This is a genomic window from Pseudomonas sp. G11, from assembly GCF_029457515.1.
GTDB classification, from domain to species: Bacteria; Pseudomonadota; Gammaproteobacteria; order Pseudomonadales; family Pseudomonadaceae; genus Aquipseudomonas; species Aquipseudomonas gorinensis.
Genome location: NZ_CP120377.1, coordinates 6,956,128 through 6,972,759, shown reverse-complemented (window position 1 = coordinate 6,972,759; position 16,632 = coordinate 6,956,128). Strand labels below are relative to the sequence as shown.

The window sequence follows — 16,632 nt, the reverse complement described above, 5'->3', positions numbered from 1 at the left end:
GTCGAAGAGGTAGGGAGGCCTCCCACATTATTGAGTGCATTCCAACTCCACTGTTTCAGTGAGGCCGGGATACAGGCAAGATAAAGGCCTGCAAGTCAGCACACAGGATGCTTACCGTGACCGAAGCTTTTGTTGTCGTTCAAACCGCCGAAGAAGCCGTGGACCGGCTGGCGGCTCTGCATGAGCGTGCTACCGGCGCGCTCAACCAAGCCCTCAAGCAATACCTCAAGGACCGCGTCGAACCGGACGCCGAGCAACGTGCCCTGTTTCGCTACCCGGAACTGCGCCTGACCTACCACTGCCACGGCGAAGTCCCACAGACCACCCGGGCGTATGCCAAGGTCCAGTTGCCAGGGACCTACAGCGTGACCGTCACCCATCCCGCCGCCTTCCGTAAGTATTTGCTGGAGCAACTGGTGCCATTGATGCACGACTTTACCGTGACGGTCGAAGTCGGCGTCAGCCAACAGAACATCCCGTACCCATACGTGGTGGAGCAGGGCGACGAGCTGGCCGGCTCCGGCGTGACCGCCGCGACCCTGGCCCGTGTGTTCCCCAGCACCGACCTGTCGGCCGCCACCGATGGTATCGCCGACGGCCTCTATGATTGGGAAAACACCGACCCGTTGCCCCTGGCCTTGTTCGACGCGGCCCGCGTGGACTTTTCCTTGCGCCGCCTGGTGCACTACACCGGCAGCGACTGGCGTCATGTGCAGCCGTGGATCCTGCTGACCAACTACCACCGCTACGTTGACCAGTTCATCCTGCATGGCCTGGAGCAATTGCGCAGCGACCCGCGCTTTATCCGCATGGTGCTGCCGGGCAACGTGATCATCGACAAGAGCATGGACCACGGCGAAGCGTCGGCAATTGCCGCAGGCGTGGTCTGGCACCGTTACCAGATGCCGGCCTACCACCTGCAGGCCAGCGACGGCCACGGCGTGACCTTGGTCAACATCGGCGTCGGCCCGTCCAACGCCAAGAACATCACCGACCACTTGGCCGTGCTGCGCCCGCATTGCTGGCTGATGATTGGCCACTGTGGCGGCCTGCGCCAATCCCAGACCATCGGCGACTACGTACTGGCCCACGCTTATATGCGTCGCGACGGGATTCTCGACCGCGTAGTGCCGCCAAACATTCCGATTCCAGCCCTGGCCGAAGTGCAGATGGCCTTGCAGCAGGCGGCGGCCAACGTCACCGGCGAAAAGGGCGAAGAGCTGAAAAAACGCCTGCGCACCGGCACCGTGCTGACCTACGACGACCGCAACTGGGAGCTGCGCTGGGCCCAGGAGCGCCCGCTGATCAACCTGTCCCGCGCCGTGGCCGTGGACATGGAGAGCGGCACCATCGCCGCCCAGGGCTACCGCTTGCGTGTGCCGTACGGCACCTTGCTGTGCGTGTCGGACAAACCCCTGCACAGCGAAATCAAGTTGCCGGGTTCGGCCAATGCGTTCTATGAGCGTGCGGTCAGCCAGCACTTGAAGATCGGCATCGAGGCGGTCGACCTGTTGCGCACCGAACTCAACTCGCTGCACTCGCGCAAACTGCGCAGCTTCGACGAGCCGCCGTTCCGCTAAGCGGTTGGGATGGTCATTTGGCGGTCAGGCCACTAGCATTGTCGGTCCTGACCGTTAGATGTTCCTTCGCCATGTCCCGTCCCAACCGTCCCGATTCGCGTCGCCCTGGCGCGAAACCTCCGTATTCTGCCGCGCGCCGTGTTGCCAAGGCGCCACCGGCCGAGCCGAAGTTGATCCTGTTCAATAAACCCTTCGATGTGCTGACCCAGTTCAGCGACGAAGGCGGGCGGGCGACGCTCAAGGATTTTATCGACATTCCCGGCATCTACCCGGCAGGCCGCCTTGATCGCGACAGCGAAGGCTTGTTGCTGCTGACCAACGATGGCCAGTTGCAGGCGCGAATTGCCGACCCCAAGCACAAGCTGGCGAAAACCTATTGGGTACAGGTGGAAGGCGAACCGACTGAAGAGCTGCTGCAACGTCTGCGTGAGGGTGTCGAACTGAACGACGGCAAGACCTTGCCGGCCCAAGCGCGGCAACTGGACGAGCCCGAGCTGTGGCCGCGTAACCCGCCGGTCCGCTTTCGCAAGAGCGTGCCGACTTACTGGCTGGAGCTGGTCATTCGTGAGGGGCGAAACCGCCAGGTGCGGCGCATGACCGCGGCGGTGGGGCTGCCGACCTTACGCCTGGTGCGTGTGCGCATTGGCGAGTGGTCGATCGATGGCCTGGACCAGGGCCAATGGAAGGAAGTGCCGGCGCGCTTATAAGGCGCCGGACTCGATCAGGCCGATCACCACGCTCTTGATGATGAACGCGGCCACGCCCAGGCCGAGCACGAAAAACAGGATGAACGAGCCAAAGCGCCCGGCCTTGGACTTCTTCGCCAGGTCCCAGACGATAAAGCCCATGAAAATAATCAGGAGGGTGACCAGGCCGGTCATCATCCATTCTTCAAAGAGGGCGGGGTCGATGTTGTTCATGGATTCTTCCGACGGGGGCAGGCGGCAAGTATACGGCAGTGCCACAGGCGCAACATTGACCTGCGTCGGTGCGTCGCAGGCAGACTTCGTGGGTGAAACACAGACCCCATGTAGGAAGGGGCTTGCCCCCGATGGCGGTGGGTCAGTCAGCTAATCTGTGGCTGACACACTGCTATCGGGGGCAAGCCCCCTCCCACAGTTGACCTTCATTGATCTTAAGTACGCAGGTGGGTCAGCGGCAATTCGGTGCTGTTGAGCACCTGGTTGAGCACAAAGCTCGACCGCACGCTGGTCACGCCTTCGATACGGGTGAGGTGGCCCAGCAGCAGTTTCTGATAGTGGTCCATGTCCGGCACCACCACTTTCAACTGATAGTCCGCATCCATCCCGGTGACCAGGCTGCATTCCAATACCTGTGGCAGGGTGCGGATCGCCGCTTCGAAGTTCTCGAAACGCTCAGGGGTGTGGCGGTCCATGCCGATCAGCACATACGCCGTGAGGCTCAGGCCCAGCATCTTGCGGTCGAGCAAGGCGACCTGGCGGGCGATGTAGCCGTCATCTTCCAATTGCTTGACCCGGCGTGAGCAGGGCGAAGGCGACAGGCCGATACGCTCGGCCAACTCCTGGTTGGAGATCCTCGCGTCGCGCTGCAATTCCGCCAAAATACTCAGGTCGTATCGGTCAAGCTTGCTCATTGGGTTGGCCTTTGTCGTAACTATTGCGGTGAATTATCCATGAAGGGTTAAAAATTGCGCAAGCACTGTTTATTGACGCAATCTTCGCAATCATCTGTCGGGGCAGCGCGCCTATGATTACCAACAGAATCACCGCCTGGACAACAGTCCACTGCAGCGAGCCCAATCAGGCCCGTTGCGGCCGCCACCCCAGCAGGGTTGAGCCGGCCTCCAGGCTGCACACTGTCCACAAGACGGCGTGAGGTGAGCCAACGTCATAAGCGTTGAGCCAGGACGAAATTCTCAAGGGGTGGCCGACGGGTCGCCCCTTTTTCTTTGTCTGCGAAAATTGTTCTCGTGACTGATAACCTGTCTCAGAACCGGGCGAGGCTTTTCCAGTCTTATCTATGAGGCCGCATGTTCCAGGCCCTTATCCGCAGTGAGGAATAGCATGAAGCGCATCTGGCGTATGGCAGGTGTAGGTTTGCTGATGGTGACCGTCGGCACGCAAGTAATGGCAGAAGACCCGCGTCCCGAAGGCGGCGGCCAGCATGAAAGAGGGCCTGAGGGCGGACGGCAAGGTAATGAACAGCCGCGCCCGCAAAATAACCAACCGCGCCCGCAGAACAATCAACCACGGCCGGAAAACAACCAGCCTCGGCCAGAAAACAATCAACCCCGTCCACAGAACCAGCATTTTGATCGCGCCGAGCAACAGCAGCACGGTGGTGGGCAGTGGCAAGGTCGCCCACAAGGGGCTGAAGAGCCTCGGCCAGCACCGCAGCCGCAGCCGGCGAATAACCTGCCGATCCAGGGCCGTCCGGACACCGTCCGCCAGACCCAGGAACCGCGCCAAGGCTATTATCAGGACATCCCACGCCGCAACGATGGCAATCCGCACTGGCAGGCCGGCAATGGTCCCGGCCCACGTCCGGGCGGTGGCTTCAATAATGGCCATCCCAATGACATCCGCTGGCCGGGCCGTCCCGATGGGCACGGCAATGGTTGGGGCCCGGGCCCACAGTACCGCCCCGGCTACACCGTTGACCGTTTCCCCGACCGCAACTACCGCGTGCCTTACCGTGGCCAGGACTACTTCTTTTCGGGTGGCTACTGGTACCGCCCGCAAGGCCCACGCTACGTCGTGGTGACGCCGCCGTACGGCATCCGCGTGCATTACCTGCCGGACTACGCGCGGGAAGTGTGGGTGGGCGGCGCGCTGTTCTTCCTCGCCGCGGGTGCCTACTACACCTACGAAACCAGCACCCAGCAGTACGTGGTGGTGGAACCGCCGACCGCCGTGCCCACGCCTCCACCGGCACCGCAGGGGAATGGCTATGACGTGGTGGCTTACCCGGCGAACGGGCAGTCGCCAGCCCAAGTGCAACAGGACGGCTACGATTGTTATCGCTGGGCGGTGCAACAAAGCGGTTTCGACCCGCAAGCCGTTACGTACGCCCCCGACCCGGCGGTGGTGCAGACCTACCGCCAGGCCCAGGGCAACTGCCTGAGCAGTCGCGGCTACCAGGTGCAGTACTAGGCCTTGGCGCCGGTCACCACTTCCAGCGGGTCGGCGTGCACCAGCACTTCGGCGCGCGGGTAGGCCTGGTGAATGGCATCGGCGGCCTGGTCGCTGATGCCATGGGCCACGGTCAGGGTCAACTCCCCCGGTAACTCCAGGTGCAATTGCACAAACCAGTGGTTGCCAGAGATACGTGTGCGCAGGTCGTGGGCGCCCAGCACACCGGGCACGCCACGGGCCAGTTCCAGCATGTGCTGGCTGACATCTGGCGGCAGCTCTTCATCCATCAGCACCGCAAAGCTTTCCCGAGCGATCTGGATCGCGCTCCACAGAATGTAGGCCGCAATGCCCAGGCCGAACCAGGCGTCGACCTGATGAAAGCCGAAGCCGGCCAACACCAACGCAATCAAGATGCTGCCATTGAGCAGCAGGTCCGAGCGGTAGTGCAGCGAGTCGGCACGCACGGCACTGGACCCGGTCTCCCGCACCACGCGGTGTTGCAGGATCAGTAGGGCCACGGTCAGCGCCAGGGACAAAATAATCACCCCGATGCTCAGCCACGGCGCGCCCACCGGTTCGGGATGCTTGATCCGTTCAAATGCCTGCAACGCAATCAGCACCGCACTGCCGGCGATAAACAACGCTTGCGCCATGCCCGCCAGGGACTCCGCCTTGCCGTGGCCGTAACGGTGATCGTCATCGGCCGGGCGCAGGGCGTAGTGCACCGCCAGCAAATTGAGCAGCGAGGTCACCCCATCGAGCAACGAGTCGGTCAAGCCGGCGAGCATGCTCACCGAGCCGCTGAGCCACCAGGCAATAGCCTTGGTGATAATCAGCACACTGGCCACGCCGACGGAGGCGCGGGTGGCCAGGCGCAACAGCCGGGCGTGTTCGGGATTGCTGGTCATAGGGGGGTCAAATCCTTAGGCGGACGGTTGCAGGCCAAGGGCGGCCAACTGCTGCACGCTGCCCTTGAACTGGATCATGCGCGGGTCGTCCAGCGGGAGGGTGCGGCCGGTTTCTTTCTGGATGATGGTTTGCAACTTGGCGTTGTCGACCTTGCCGTCCGCGCCGATGGCTTCGCGCAGTTTTTCCGGGGCAACCTGGGCGGTCTTGCCCGGTTCGAAGTAGATCGCGCCGGTGGCAAAGTCGACGCCGAAGGCGATCAGGCCAGGGATGACGTAGAACAGCAGGCCCACGGCATCGAGTACGGCGATGGTCGGGTCGATCTTGCCGTCGATCTGGCCACGGCGGTCGGGGTAGAAAATCGAGCCGCAGGCCGTCAGTTGGCTCAGCAGGGTGACGGCGAGGACACCGCCGATAACACGGGAAGCGATACGCATGGAAAATCTCCTGTCAGTCACTGTAGGCGCGAGCGTGCTCGCGAAAGACGTTAACGATAACGCGTACTGCGTGAATGTGTGTGGTGCGCTGTGGTTTTTCGCGAGCAAGCTCGCGCCTATAGGAGACCACCACCGGCACCCGGCAGTTCGCCGTTATACTCGCCGCTCTGCTTTGGAGCCAGTATGAATTCGTTGCCGATCGATGATGTTTTACCCGCCCTGCGTGACGCCTTGGCGAATCGCCATGAAGCCGTGCTGGAAGCGCCCCCCGGCGCCGGTAAAACCACCCGCGTGCCCTTGGCCTTATTGAATGAGCCGTGGCTTGCCGGGCAAACCATCCTGATGCTCGAACCTCGGCGCCTCGCGGCCCGTGCCGCGGCCGAACGCCTGGCGAGCGAATTGGGGGAAAAGGTCGGTGAAACGGTCGGCTACCGCATCCGTCTCGACAGTAAGGTCGGCCCCAACACCCGCATTGAAGTCGTCACCGAAGGCATCCTCACCCGCCGCCTGCAGGACGACCCTGCGCTGGACGGCGTGGGTTTGCTGATCTTCGATGAATTCCACGAGCGCAGCCTCGACGCCGACCTGGCGCTGGCCTTGAGCCTGAACGGCCGCGACCTGTTTCGCGACGAGCAGCCGCTGAAAATCCTGTTGATGTCCGCGACCCTCGAAGGCGAGCGCCTGGCCGACTTGTTGGACAACGCCCCCATCCTGCGCAGCGAAGGGCGCATGTTCCCGGTGCAGATGCGCTGGGGGCGGCCGTACCAGGCCGGTGAGTTTATCGAGCCGCGTGTGGTGCAAACCATCCTCGACGCCCTGCATGACGAAACCGGCAGCGTGCTGGTGTTTCTGCCGGGGCAGGCGGAGATTCGCCGGGTCAACCAGCAACTGGCCGACGCCCTGGGGGAGCGCAGTGACGTGCTGCTGTGCCCGTTGCATGGCGAACTCGACCTCAACGCCCAGCGCGCGGCCATCGACCCGGCGCCCACGGGCAAGCGCAAAGTGGTGCTGGCCACCAACATCGCCGAGACCAGCCTGACCATCAACGGCGTGCGCGTGGTGATCGATGCCGGGTTGGCGCGGGTCCCACGCTTTGACCCCGGCAGCGGCATGACCCGTCTCGATACCCAGCGCATTTCCCGCGCCAGCGCGACCCAGCGCGCGGGCCGGGCCGGGCGCCTGGAACCGGGCGTGTGCTATCGCTTGTGGTCCGAAGACCAGCACGACGGCCTGGCCGCCTATGGCAGTGCGGAAATCCTCGCGGCCGACCTCGCTGGCCTGGCTCTGCAACTGGCGCGCTGGGGCGTCACGCCCACGCAGTTGGTGTGGCTGGATGTGCCGCCGTCCGCGGCCTATGCCCAGGCCCAGGACCTGCTGCAACGGCTGGGCGCCTTGAATGACGAAAAACTGAGCGCCCATGGCCAGAAAATGGCCGAGTTGCCCGCCCACCCACGGATCGCCCATCTGCTGTTGCGCGGTCAGGATTTGGGGTTGGCGGCCACTGCGTGTGACGTCGCCGCGCTGTTAGGCGAGCGCGATATCCTGCGCGGTGGCGGCGCCGATTTGCACAGTCGCCTGGCATTAATGTCTGGCGAAGAACGTGCGCGGGGTACCCAAGGCGGGGTGCAGCGCGCCAAGCAACTGGCTCGGCAATACCGCGGCTATTTACGTGGCCAGGCGACCCAACCGGTGGCCGATCCCGACCACCCGCGTTGGCTCGGTGCCTTGCTGGCGCTGGCCTACCCCGACCGCGTTGCCCAACAACGTCGCCCCGGTGGCGCTGAATACCGCCTGGCCAACGGCCGTGCGGCCTTGTTCGCCGAGGCTGACAGCCTGATGAAACAACCCTGGCTGGTGATCGCTGACCTGGGCAGCCGCCAGGGCCAGCGCGAAGAACGCATCTACCTGGCGGCCGACTTTGATCCGGCGCTGTTCGAGACAGTGCTCGCCGAGCAAGTGCGCAACGTGGACCAACTGGACTGGGATGAGCGAGAAGGCGTGTTGCGCGCCGAACGCCAGCGCAAAGTCGGCGAGCTGGTGCTCAGCCGCGAACCCCTGACGGGCCTGGATGAAGCCGCGCGCAACCAGGCGCTGGTCAACCTGGTGCGCCGCAAGGGCCTGGAGCTGTTGCCCTGGACCCCGGAATTGCGTCAATGGCAGGCCCGCGTCCTGTTGCTGCGCCAGCTCGACGCCGGCAAAACCAGCGAATGGCCCGATGTCAGCGACAGCGCCCTGCTGGCCAGCCTGGAGCACTGGCTCATGCCCTACCTGGGCAAAGTCTCGCGCCTGAGCCATTTCGCCAACCTGGATATCTCCAGCTACCTGCACAACCTGTTGCCTTGGCCGCTACCCCAACGCCTGGACGAACTGGCGCCGCAGCATGTGAAAGTGCCGTCGGGCTCATCGGTGCGTTTGGACTACAGCGAACAGCCGCCGATCCTGGCGGTGCGTTTGCAGGAACTGTTCGGGCTGGCGGACACGCCGCGCATCGCCGGTGGCCGGCAGGCGGTGAAGTTGCACCTATTGTCCCCAGCGCGCAGGCCGGTGCAGGTGACCCAGGATCTGGCGAACTTCTGGCGCAGTACCTACGCCGACGTGAAGAAGGATCTGAAGGGGCGCTATCCCAAGCATTACTGGCCGGACGACCCGCTGATAGCCGAGCCGACCGCGCGGATCAAACCCCGAAAGTAAGCGTGGCAGATTATTGCGCGGCCGGCAGCAGGAACCGTGCAATCACCGGCAGATGGTTGGAAATACGCAACGTATCCTCCTGCCGTACCTTGGCCTCCACTCGCTTGATCCGCGAGCTGTAGAACAGGTAATCCAGGGTGCGATCCGGGCCATCGATATTCGGGTCATTGGGAAAATGCGTCAGCCATTTCTCACGATCAATCCCGCTGGATTCGCTGTTGCTTGGGATCATCGGGTACTTATCCCACAGCAAATGCAGCTCACTGTCCGGCGAATACTGGCCGCGCTTGCCGGCGTCCAGGCGCAGGAACTGCCCCAGCGGCAGCAGGTTGAAATCCCCACCAATCAACCACGGCGTGCCACGGCTTTCGAACTTATCCAGCAGCTTCACCGTTGCCTGCACTTGCTCCAGCACGGCTGAACGCCCCGGGGCGTCGCCATCCAGGCGGGTATTGAGTACCGCCAGTTGGCCGCCATCACTCAGCGGCAGGTAGGTCAGCAGCAACGCCGGCTTGGGTTGGAACTGCCGGCTGATGATATTGGCGGGCGGTACCGGCAATTGCAGGCGCTCGGCGTGTTCGATCTGGTAGCGGCTCAATGTCACCAGCTTGCGGCCGACGCTGCCGAAGATATGCAGGTTGGGGATAAAGTCGGCTTTCCAGTCGAAGGCCTGGGCACTGCACGGGTAGAGGTCGACGAGTCGCTCTTGCAGCAGCGCCACCTGGTCCTGGTAGTGGGAGGGCTTGGCGCCTTCGTCAAGTTCCTGCAACAACAGGATGTCGGGTTGCTCGTCGCGGATGACCCGCGCCACTTCGTCGAGGCTGAAAGCCATGTCTTCGACGGTGGGGCGCTCGTCCGGTCCGCTGCCGTCAGCGGTGTCGTACCAGAACACGTAGTTCTTGCCGGCCAGGTATTGCACGTTCCAGGTCATGACCTTGAGCGCCTGCCCCGGCAGCAGGGTCGGCGCACGGGGCGCGACACAGCTTACGGGCAGGATTTCCTTGTCGGCGGGGCGCCAGGTCAGGCTGTAGATCAGGGCCGTCAGCAGGCCCGCAAGGATCAGCAGGCTCAGCAGGGTGATGCGCAATAAACGGGTCATCGGCTCGGCTTATAGCGTTTCAGGGGTGACACGGAGCATATCACCGCGCGTCGGCATCGCCACCGATCAGCATGAATAAACGGAACAGCACCACACTGGTAAACAATTGCAGGAAGCTATGGGCACTGTCGATCAGCAGGCCCAGCAACGGCGCGGGCTCGGGATACGCCGCCACGCTGGCGCCCTTGAGCAGCCACAGTGGCGTCATGACGCACAGCAGGCACACCAGGATTCGCCAGAAATGCCCACGGGTCAGGCGGAAACTTTCCTTCATCGCCTCCAGCGCCGACATACCGCGCAGCACCAGCAGGTACTCGGCAAACGCCAGCACCACCATCAGCCACAGGCCCGGCAGGAAATACAGTGACAGCCCGAGCAAGATCAGCAGGGTGCTCATCGCCGTCAGCAAGGCGAAGCGCGGCCACAGGGTCAGGGCCATGGCCCATACATCCTTGGTGCGCGGCGACTCGCCACGGGTGCGGGCGTCGAGGAACAGGATCAGCGCGCCGGTGTAGAGCGGGTACACCAGTAACCCCACCACCACGCTATAGCCGGGGAAGGCATCCGGGCCGAGCGTGTGGTCGAGTACCTGTTGCAACAGGGCTTCGAGGATCACCAACGGCAGGCACAGTTGGACGATGGCACCCAGGTTGCGCTGGGTAAAACGGAAAGAGTCGCGCAGTACGTCTAACGGATTCATCAGAGTCATCACAGGCCGAAAAAAAGCAGGGGCACACTTTAACCGATAGGTGCCGTAGGCAAGCAAACGTAAACCTTGAGTAAAGATCATTGAAACAACTGGTAACACCCCCATAACTGACATACACCGGCCCGATCATAGGCCGGCCCCTGTTTTTTACCGGCAATCTAACGAGGTCGCCATGAATAGCGAAGAGCAAACCCTGATCGATGGACTGTTTTCACGGTTGCAGCAAGCCGAAACGGACTCAGCCCCCCGCGACGCCCAGGCCGAAGCGCGGATCAAGGAGCACATGACTCGCCAACCGGCCGCCGGGTATTACATGACCCAGTCGATCCTGGTACAGGAACACGCACTCAAGAGTCTCGACGAGCAGAACAAGCAGCAGGCACAGCAGATCCAGCAACTGCAGGATGAGTTGCAGCGCGCCAAGTCCCAGGCCGCGCAGCCGGCCCCGAGCAGCGGTGGCTTCCTGTCGAGCATCTTTGGCGGCGGTTCCCGGGATGCCCAACCGGCCCCGAGCGCCCCGGCATCTTCGGGCGGCGGCTGGCGTGAACCGGCACGGCCTTCGTTTGGCCAGCCTGCGCCACAACAGAACTACGGCGCACCGCAGCAGAACTATCAGCAGCCTCAACAGCCTGCCGCGCCGATTGGCAGTGGTTTTCTCGGTGGCGCGCTGAAAACCGCCGCAGGCGTGGCCGGTGGTGTGATGTTGGCCGAAGGGATCAGCAGCCTGTTCAACCACAACTCGCAACAGCCGCAAGTCGTGGAAGAAATTATCCGTGAAGAGCCGGCACCGGCCAGCGATAACAGCAACTGGGGCAACGATGACCAGAAGTTCGCCGGCAATGACAGCTGGGGCGGCGGAAACTCCGACAGCTTCGCCGACAACGATTATTCCGACGACGACTCCTCCTTCGGCGACGACGATTCCTTTGTCTGACGCAACCAGACCGGGGTGCTTGAACATCCCGGTCTGATTTTTCCCGGAAATTTTCCTGTGGCTGGCATACTGGCAACCTTTCCGGGCCTTTGGGTCCGGGGTCCAAGTGGCAGTCATGGGGAAGTGCGGTGAAGAAAATTGCAGTGTTCGCCGATGTACAAAACCTCTACTACACCGTGCGCCAGGCGTACGGCTGCCACTTCAACTACGCCGCCTTGTGGGCGGACATCAGCTCTCGCGGGCAGATTGTCGAGGCGTACGCCTATGCCATCGACCGTGGCGACAGCAAACAGCAGCAGTTCCAGCAGATCCTGCGCAACCTCGGCTTTACCGTAAAGCTCAAGCCGTATATCCAGCGCAGCGACGGCTCGGCCAAGGGCGACTGGGACGTGGGCATTACCATCGACATCATGGACGCCGCCGACCACGTCGACGAAATCGTACTGGCCTCCGGCGACGGTGATTTCGACATGCTGCTCGACCGCATCATCCACAAGCACGGCGTCGAAGCCGTGGCCTATGGCGTACCGGGGCTGACGGCCAACTCATTGATACGCGCCGCCAGCCGCTACGTGCCGATCGAAGGCGCGCTGCTACTCAAATAAGCGCTGCGGCTCAATAAATGAATAGTTAGACGGAGTTGGAACAGGTTTGGAACGTATAGCGGTCATCGACTTTGAAACCACTGGCATCACCCCGAGCAGCCACTGCCGGGCCACGGAAATCGCGGTGGTTATCCTCGAGCGCGGGCAGATCGTGGACCGCTACCAGAGCCTGATGAACGCCGGCGTCAGAGTGCCGGGCTTTATCGAACAACTGACCGGCATCAGCAACGCCATGCTGCGCAGTGCCCCGCCGGCCGAGCGGGTGATGAACGAAGTCAACGAGTTCGTCGGTACCACGCCGCTGATGGCGCACAACGCTGCGTTCGACCAGAAGTTCTGGGACTTCGAACTCGGCCTGATCCGCCGCACCCGCCTGCAAAAATTCGCCTGCTCCCTGCTGCTGGCCCGCCGCCTGATGCCGTCTGCGCCCAACCACAAGCTCGGCACCCTCAACGCCTACGCCCAACTGCCCCACACCGGCCAGGCTCACCGAGCGCTGGCGGATGCGGAAATGGCCGCCAACCTCACGGCGCACCTGGCCCAGGAACTGCGGCGCACCCATGGCTTGCGCGAACTGTCCCACGACCTGCTGTGCACCCTGCAGAAAGTGCCGGCGGCGAAGATCAATGAGCATTTGAAGAAGCATCGCGGGTTTTGAGCCAGCCACAACTCCAAGAACACCGAAGTTCCAAGTGTGGGAGGGGGCTTGCCCCCGATGCAGCGGGTCAGCCGGTACATCTGGTGACTGACACTCCGCTATCGGGAGCAAGCCCCCTCCCACAGTTGACCGAGTAGCCCGTACTGCATGCGGTCTATTGTGGGAGCTGGCTTGCCTGCGATGGCGTCGGCAGGGCCTGCCTGCAAGTCAGGGAATAAATGCCATTACCGATGCGGGTGATCCCGAACCGCCTTCCAGCCCTAGTATCCCTATCACTAACGTGGCGCCCTTGGCCGGAAGCCGGTCGAGGTGGGTCAGGCATTCGAGCACAATCCCATTTCCGGCCAATACCGCATGGTTTGTCGCGAAGGCGGTGCTTTGCCCTGGATCAACCCCGTGGGTATCAATGCCAACCCCGGCAATCTGGCGCTGTTCAAGCAAAAACCGAATCGCCGCTTCACCAATCCCAGGGAAGTGTGAGCCTTGCGCGTCCTGTCCAAAAAACGCTATCGGATCGTTCCAGAGGTGTTGCCAGCCGGTGTACATCAGCACCACCGAGCCAGGTTCGATAAGACCGTGTTGACGTTCCCACGCTTCAATATCCTGTGGGCTGATTTCGTAATCTGGATTGCTCCGGGTTTTACCGTGCACATCGATCACTACCGCGGGCCGCACCAAGTCTTCGGGTTGATAACCATCAATTCCCATCCCGCCGGCATAAAAACTGTTCGGCGCATTCATATGGGTGGCGCTATGTTCGCCCAGGCTGAAACGCCTCAGGAAATAGCCGTCCTTATCCAGCGACGCGACGTCTTCAAACACCACGGGGGGATCGCCCGGCCACAGCGGAATACGCCGGCTGATCGGGTGGCTGAGGCTGACGACCTGGCTATGTTTAACCACCGTTTTTGCCCTCCAACTGCGCCAGCGGCACTCGCCGCTCTATCGCGCTCGACAAAATAATCGAGGTCTTGCTGAACCCGAACTTCGCTATCCGGTTGATCAGGTTCTCCAGCTCCGGCATCGACCCCACCGCCGCTTGCATGATCACGCACGGATCGCCCGTGACGCGGTGGCACTCGGTCAGTTCGGGAATTTCCGCCAGGGCGTCGTAAACCTTCTGGCTGCCATGGTTGGTCAGCCGCAGTTCGATCACACACTGAATCGGCAAACCCACTTTGGACAGGTCTACCTTGGCCTGATAACCGGTGATCACGCCGCTGGCCTCAAGCTTGGCCACGCGTTCGGCCACGGCGGGGGCGGAGAGGTTTACTGTGCGGGCCAGTTGCGCGTAAGAGGCACGGCCGTCTTCGAGCAGGGCGCTGAGGAGCATGCGGTCATATTTGTCCATGAAAAGGCTCCAACGCCAGGTGGCTTTCGAAAGCATGGTTTATAGCCCTCATAACCATGCTTTGAAAAGTGTATGGGCGGTTTAAACAGGTTTTGTAACTTATGTTTAAGCACATGCCTTTTTAGAATAAGCATCTCTTATATCTGCCTTCGAGCCGCCCAATGCCTGGCCCACGTCGCTTTTCCTTACCGTTGATCGCCGCCTTTTTTGCGCTGTATGTGATTTGGGGGTCTACCTACCTGGTGATTCGCATCGGCGTGGACTACTGGCCGCCATTGTTGCTGGCGGGGATTCGGTTCTGCACGGCGGGTGCGCTGATGTATGGCTACCTCAGATGGCGCGGGGTGCCAGCGCCGACATGGCCACAATGGAAGGCCGCCGGGATGATCGGCATTTTGCTGCTCACCTTCGGTAATGGCGGCGTCACGTTGGCCGAACACGCGGGCGTGTCATCCGGGGTGGCCGCCTTGGCGGTGGCGACCGTGCCGCTGTTCACCTTGCTGTGCGGGTATTTCTGGGGCGCGCGCAATACGCGGCTGGAATGGGCCGGGGTGATCCTGGGGATTGTCGGCATCGCCATGCTCAACATGGGCAGCACCCTGCAATCGAGTCCGGTGGGCGCCGCCTTGTTGTTGTTCGCGGCGGCATCGTGGGCATTCGGGTCGGTGTGGAGTCGGCAGTTATCGCTGCCCCAGGGCGCCATGGCCAGTGCTGCGGAAATGCTGGTGGCGGGCGTGACCCTGTTGATCGGCAGCGCGCTTTCCGGTGAGCACCTGCAGGCCATGCCGCCACTGGAGGGTTGGCTGGCGTTGGCCTACCTGACGGTGTTCGGCTCGATCATCGCCTTCAACGCCTATATGTACCTGCTCAAGCACGTCCGCCCGGCTGCGGCGACCAGCTATGCCTATGTGAACCCTGCGGTGGCGGTGTTGTTGGGGATTGTGTTCGTCGGCGAGACCATCGGCCTGGAAGAAGCCTTGGCGATGTTGGTGATCATCAGTGCCGTGCTATTGATCAGCCTGCCCCAGTGGCGCAAGCCCAAGCCGGAAATAAGGTAAACTGCCGCGCATTACGCCCTTGCGCTGAATTTTTCCTACGGTAACTACATGACTTTCGCCACCCTTGGCCTGATCGAACCCTTGCTGCGCGCCCTTGAGACGCTTGGCTACCAGACCCCGACGCCGGTGCAGGCGCAAGCCATTCCGGCGGTGCTGGCTGGCCGCGACCTGATGGCGGCGGCCCAGACCGGCACCGGCAAGACTGCCGGTTTCGCCGTGCCGCTGTTGCAACTGCTGACCATGGAAGGACCGAAAGTCGCCGCCAACTCGGTGCGCGCGCTGATCCTGTGCCCGACCCGCGAACTGGCCGAGCAGGTTCACGCCAGCGTTGCCGAATACGCCCAGAACCTGCCGCTCACCACCTACGCGGTGTACGGCGGCGTGAGCATCAACCCGCAGATGATGAAGCTGCGCAAGGGGGTCGACGTGCTGGTCGCCACCCCTGGCCGGCTGATCGACCTGTTCCGCCAGAACGCGCTGAAACTCAATCAGCTGCAAACCCTGGTGCTGGATGAGGCCGACCGTATGCTCGACCTGGGCTTCTCCGAAGAACTGGCGAACATCTACCGCATGCTGCCGAAAAAGCGTCAGACCCTACTGTTCTCCGCGACCTTCTCCGATGACATCCGCCTGCTCGCCGGGCAGATGCTCAACGACCCGCTGAGCATCGAAGTCAGCCCGCGCAACGTGGCCGCCAACACCGTCAAGCAATGGGTGGTGCCGGTGGACAAGAAGCGCAAGGCGGAGTTGTTTGTGCACCTGATGCGCAAGGGCCGCTGGAAGCAGGTGCTGGTATTCGCCAAGACCCGTAACGGCGTGGATGCGCTGGTGGATAAGTTGCAGGGCCTGGGCATCAATGCCGATGGCATCCACGGCGACAAGCCGCAGGCCACGCGCCAACGTGCGCTGGATCGTTTCAAATCGAGCGATGTGCAGATCCTGGTGGCCACTGATGTGGCGGCCCGCGGCCTGGACATTGAAGACCTGCCGCTGGTGGTCAACTTTGACCTGCCGATCGTGGCCGAGGACTACATCCACCGTATCGGCCGTACCGGTCGCGCGGGCAACACCGGCGAGGCGATTTCCCTGGTGTGCGCCGATGAAGTGAACATGCTGTCGGCCATCGAGATGCTGACCCGCCAGACGTTGACCCGCAAGATGGAGCCGGATTTCGAACCGGAACACCGCGTGCCCGACACCGATGCCAGCGGCCAGGTGGTGAAGAAACCGAAAAAACCGAAGAAGCCCAAGGCGTCAGGTGGTGGCGGTGGTAAGCGCAACCTGGGCAAGTGGGTGGACAGTGGCGAAGTGGCGCCGTCGGAGCCTTCGATCAAGCCGGTGCGTAAGGTGCCGGTGTTTAATACTGGGCCGCGTAAGAAAAAGTGATTTTGCGGTGTGGCTGATGGCCTCATCGGGGGCAAGCCCCCTCCCACATTTTGATGTGTGAATACATTCAAACTGTGGGAGGGGGCTTGCCCCCGATGGCGG

At 62.4% G+C, this 16,632-nt stretch carries 17 protein-coding genes; 9 read left to right on the top strand and 8 right to left on the bottom strand.

Annotated features, from left to right (window positions below):
* Nucleotides 1–107: 107 nt before the first annotated feature.
* Entirely contained in the window at nucleotides 108–1,580 is a 1,473-nt protein-coding gene (amn, locus tag P2T68_RS32115) for an AMP nucleosidase (protein WP_024077553.1), read from the top strand.
* 71 nt (nucleotides 1,581–1,651) lie between these two features.
* On the top strand, nucleotides 1,652–2,287 hold the full coding sequence (locus P2T68_RS32110; protein ID WP_024077552.1) for a pseudouridine synthase: 636 nt from the start codon (nucleotides 1,652–1,654) through the stop codon (nucleotides 2,285–2,287).
* Here the strand turns inward: P2T68_RS32110 and P2T68_RS32105 are convergent.
* Nucleotides 2,282–2,491 (bottom strand): DUF2788 domain-containing protein, encoded by a 210-nt coding sequence (locus P2T68_RS32105; protein ID WP_025858220.1) that lies wholly within the window; start codon nucleotides 2,489–2,491, stop codon nucleotides 2,282–2,284. The genes P2T68_RS32110 and P2T68_RS32105 overlap by 6 nt on opposite strands.
* 224 nt (nucleotides 2,492–2,715) lie before the next feature.
* Nucleotides 2,716–3,195, bottom strand: a complete 480-nt coding sequence (locus P2T68_RS32100; RefSeq protein WP_003194418.1) for an Lrp/AsnC family transcriptional regulator — start codon at nucleotides 3,193–3,195, stop codon at nucleotides 2,716–2,718.
* A gap of 430 nt (nucleotides 3,196–3,625) precedes the next feature.
* Between P2T68_RS32100 and P2T68_RS32095 the strand changes: the two genes are divergently transcribed.
* Nucleotides 3,626–4,714 carry a DUF6515 family protein gene (locus tag P2T68_RS32095; RefSeq protein WP_024077551.1) on the top strand — a complete coding sequence of 363 codons (1,089 nt, stop codon included), beginning with the start codon at nucleotides 3,626–3,628 and terminating at the stop codon, nucleotides 4,712–4,714.
* Here the strand turns inward: P2T68_RS32095 and P2T68_RS32090 are convergent.
* Nucleotides 4,711–5,604, bottom strand: a complete 894-nt coding sequence (locus tag P2T68_RS32090; protein WP_024077550.1) for a cation diffusion facilitator family transporter — start codon at nucleotides 5,602–5,604, stop codon at nucleotides 4,711–4,713. The genes P2T68_RS32095 and P2T68_RS32090 overlap by 4 nt on opposite strands.
* Before the next feature lie 15 nt (nucleotides 5,605–5,619).
* A complete protein-coding gene (locus tag P2T68_RS32085) occupies nucleotides 5,620–6,039 on the bottom strand; it encodes a hypothetical protein (protein ID WP_024077549.1) in 420 nt (139 codons plus the stop codon).
* Nucleotides 6,040–6,222: 183 nt separating this feature from the next.
* Here P2T68_RS32085 and hrpB point away from each other — a divergent pair, with 183 nt between their 5' ends.
* Nucleotides 6,223–8,730, top strand: coding sequence for an ATP-dependent helicase HrpB (gene hrpB, locus P2T68_RS32080; protein ID WP_277378779.1), 2,508 nt, complete (start codon nucleotides 6,223–6,225; stop codon nucleotides 8,728–8,730).
* A 10-nt stretch (nucleotides 8,731–8,740) separates the two neighbouring features.
* On the opposite strand, the gene P2T68_RS32075 is transcribed toward hrpB, so the two are convergent.
* Both P2T68_RS32075 and P2T68_RS32070 read right to left on the bottom strand, forming a co-directional pair.
* A complete protein-coding gene (locus P2T68_RS32075; protein WP_024077547.1) occupies nucleotides 8,741–9,829 on the bottom strand; it encodes an endonuclease/exonuclease/phosphatase family protein in 1,089 nt (362 codons plus the stop codon).
* A 40-nt stretch (nucleotides 9,830–9,869) separates the two neighbouring features.
* Nucleotides 9,870–10,529: a YciC family protein gene (locus P2T68_RS32070; protein ID WP_024077546.1), complete on the bottom strand. Its 660-nt coding sequence runs from the start codon at nucleotides 10,527–10,529 to the stop codon at nucleotides 9,870–9,872.
* A gap of 181 nt (nucleotides 10,530–10,710) precedes the next feature.
* Here P2T68_RS32070 and P2T68_RS32065 point away from each other — a divergent pair, with 181 nt between their 5' ends.
* The 3 genes from P2T68_RS32065 (at nucleotide 10,711) to P2T68_RS32055 (ending at nucleotide 12,735) form a co-directional block, all read left to right on the top strand.
* Nucleotides 10,711–11,472, top strand: a complete 762-nt coding sequence (locus tag P2T68_RS32065) for a DUF2076 domain-containing protein (RefSeq protein ID WP_024077545.1) — start codon at nucleotides 10,711–10,713, stop codon at nucleotides 11,470–11,472.
* Nucleotides 11,473–11,600: 128 nt separating this feature from the next.
* Nucleotides 11,601–12,077 (top strand): NYN domain-containing protein, encoded by a 477-nt coding sequence (locus P2T68_RS32060; protein WP_024077544.1) that lies wholly within the window; start codon nucleotides 11,601–11,603, stop codon nucleotides 12,075–12,077.
* A gap of 46 nt (nucleotides 12,078–12,123) precedes the next feature.
* On the top strand, nucleotides 12,124–12,735 hold the full coding sequence (locus P2T68_RS32055) for a 3'-5' exonuclease (RefSeq protein WP_024077543.1): 612 nt from the start codon (nucleotides 12,124–12,126) through the stop codon (nucleotides 12,733–12,735).
* Nucleotides 12,736–12,942: 207 nt separating this feature from the next.
* Here the strand turns inward: P2T68_RS32055 and P2T68_RS32050 are convergent, their stop codons facing one another.
* Together P2T68_RS32050 and P2T68_RS32045 are read right to left on the bottom strand one after the other, a co-directional pair.
* Nucleotides 12,943–13,638 (bottom strand): cyclase family protein, encoded by a 696-nt coding sequence (locus P2T68_RS32050; protein WP_277378778.1) that lies wholly within the window; start codon nucleotides 13,636–13,638, stop codon nucleotides 12,943–12,945.
* Nucleotides 13,631–14,086 carry an Lrp/AsnC family transcriptional regulator gene (locus P2T68_RS32045; RefSeq protein ID WP_024077541.1) on the bottom strand — a complete coding sequence of 152 codons (456 nt, stop codon included), beginning with the start codon at nucleotides 14,084–14,086 and terminating at the stop codon, nucleotides 13,631–13,633. The genes P2T68_RS32050 and P2T68_RS32045 overlap by 8 nt, the downstream gene beginning before the upstream one ends.
* 161 nt (nucleotides 14,087–14,247) lie before the next feature.
* On the opposite strand from P2T68_RS32045, the gene yedA reads away from it, so the two are divergent.
* Entirely contained in the window at nucleotides 14,248–15,144 is an 897-nt protein-coding gene (gene yedA / locus P2T68_RS32040; RefSeq protein WP_024077540.1) for a drug/metabolite exporter YedA, read from the top strand.
* 48 nt (nucleotides 15,145–15,192) lie between these two features.
* Complete coding sequence (locus P2T68_RS32035; protein ID WP_024077539.1) at nucleotides 15,193–16,530, top strand: DEAD/DEAH box helicase; 1,338 nt, start codon at nucleotides 15,193–15,195, stop codon at nucleotides 16,528–16,530.
* The last annotated feature ends 102 nt before the right edge of the window (nucleotides 16,531–16,632 follow it).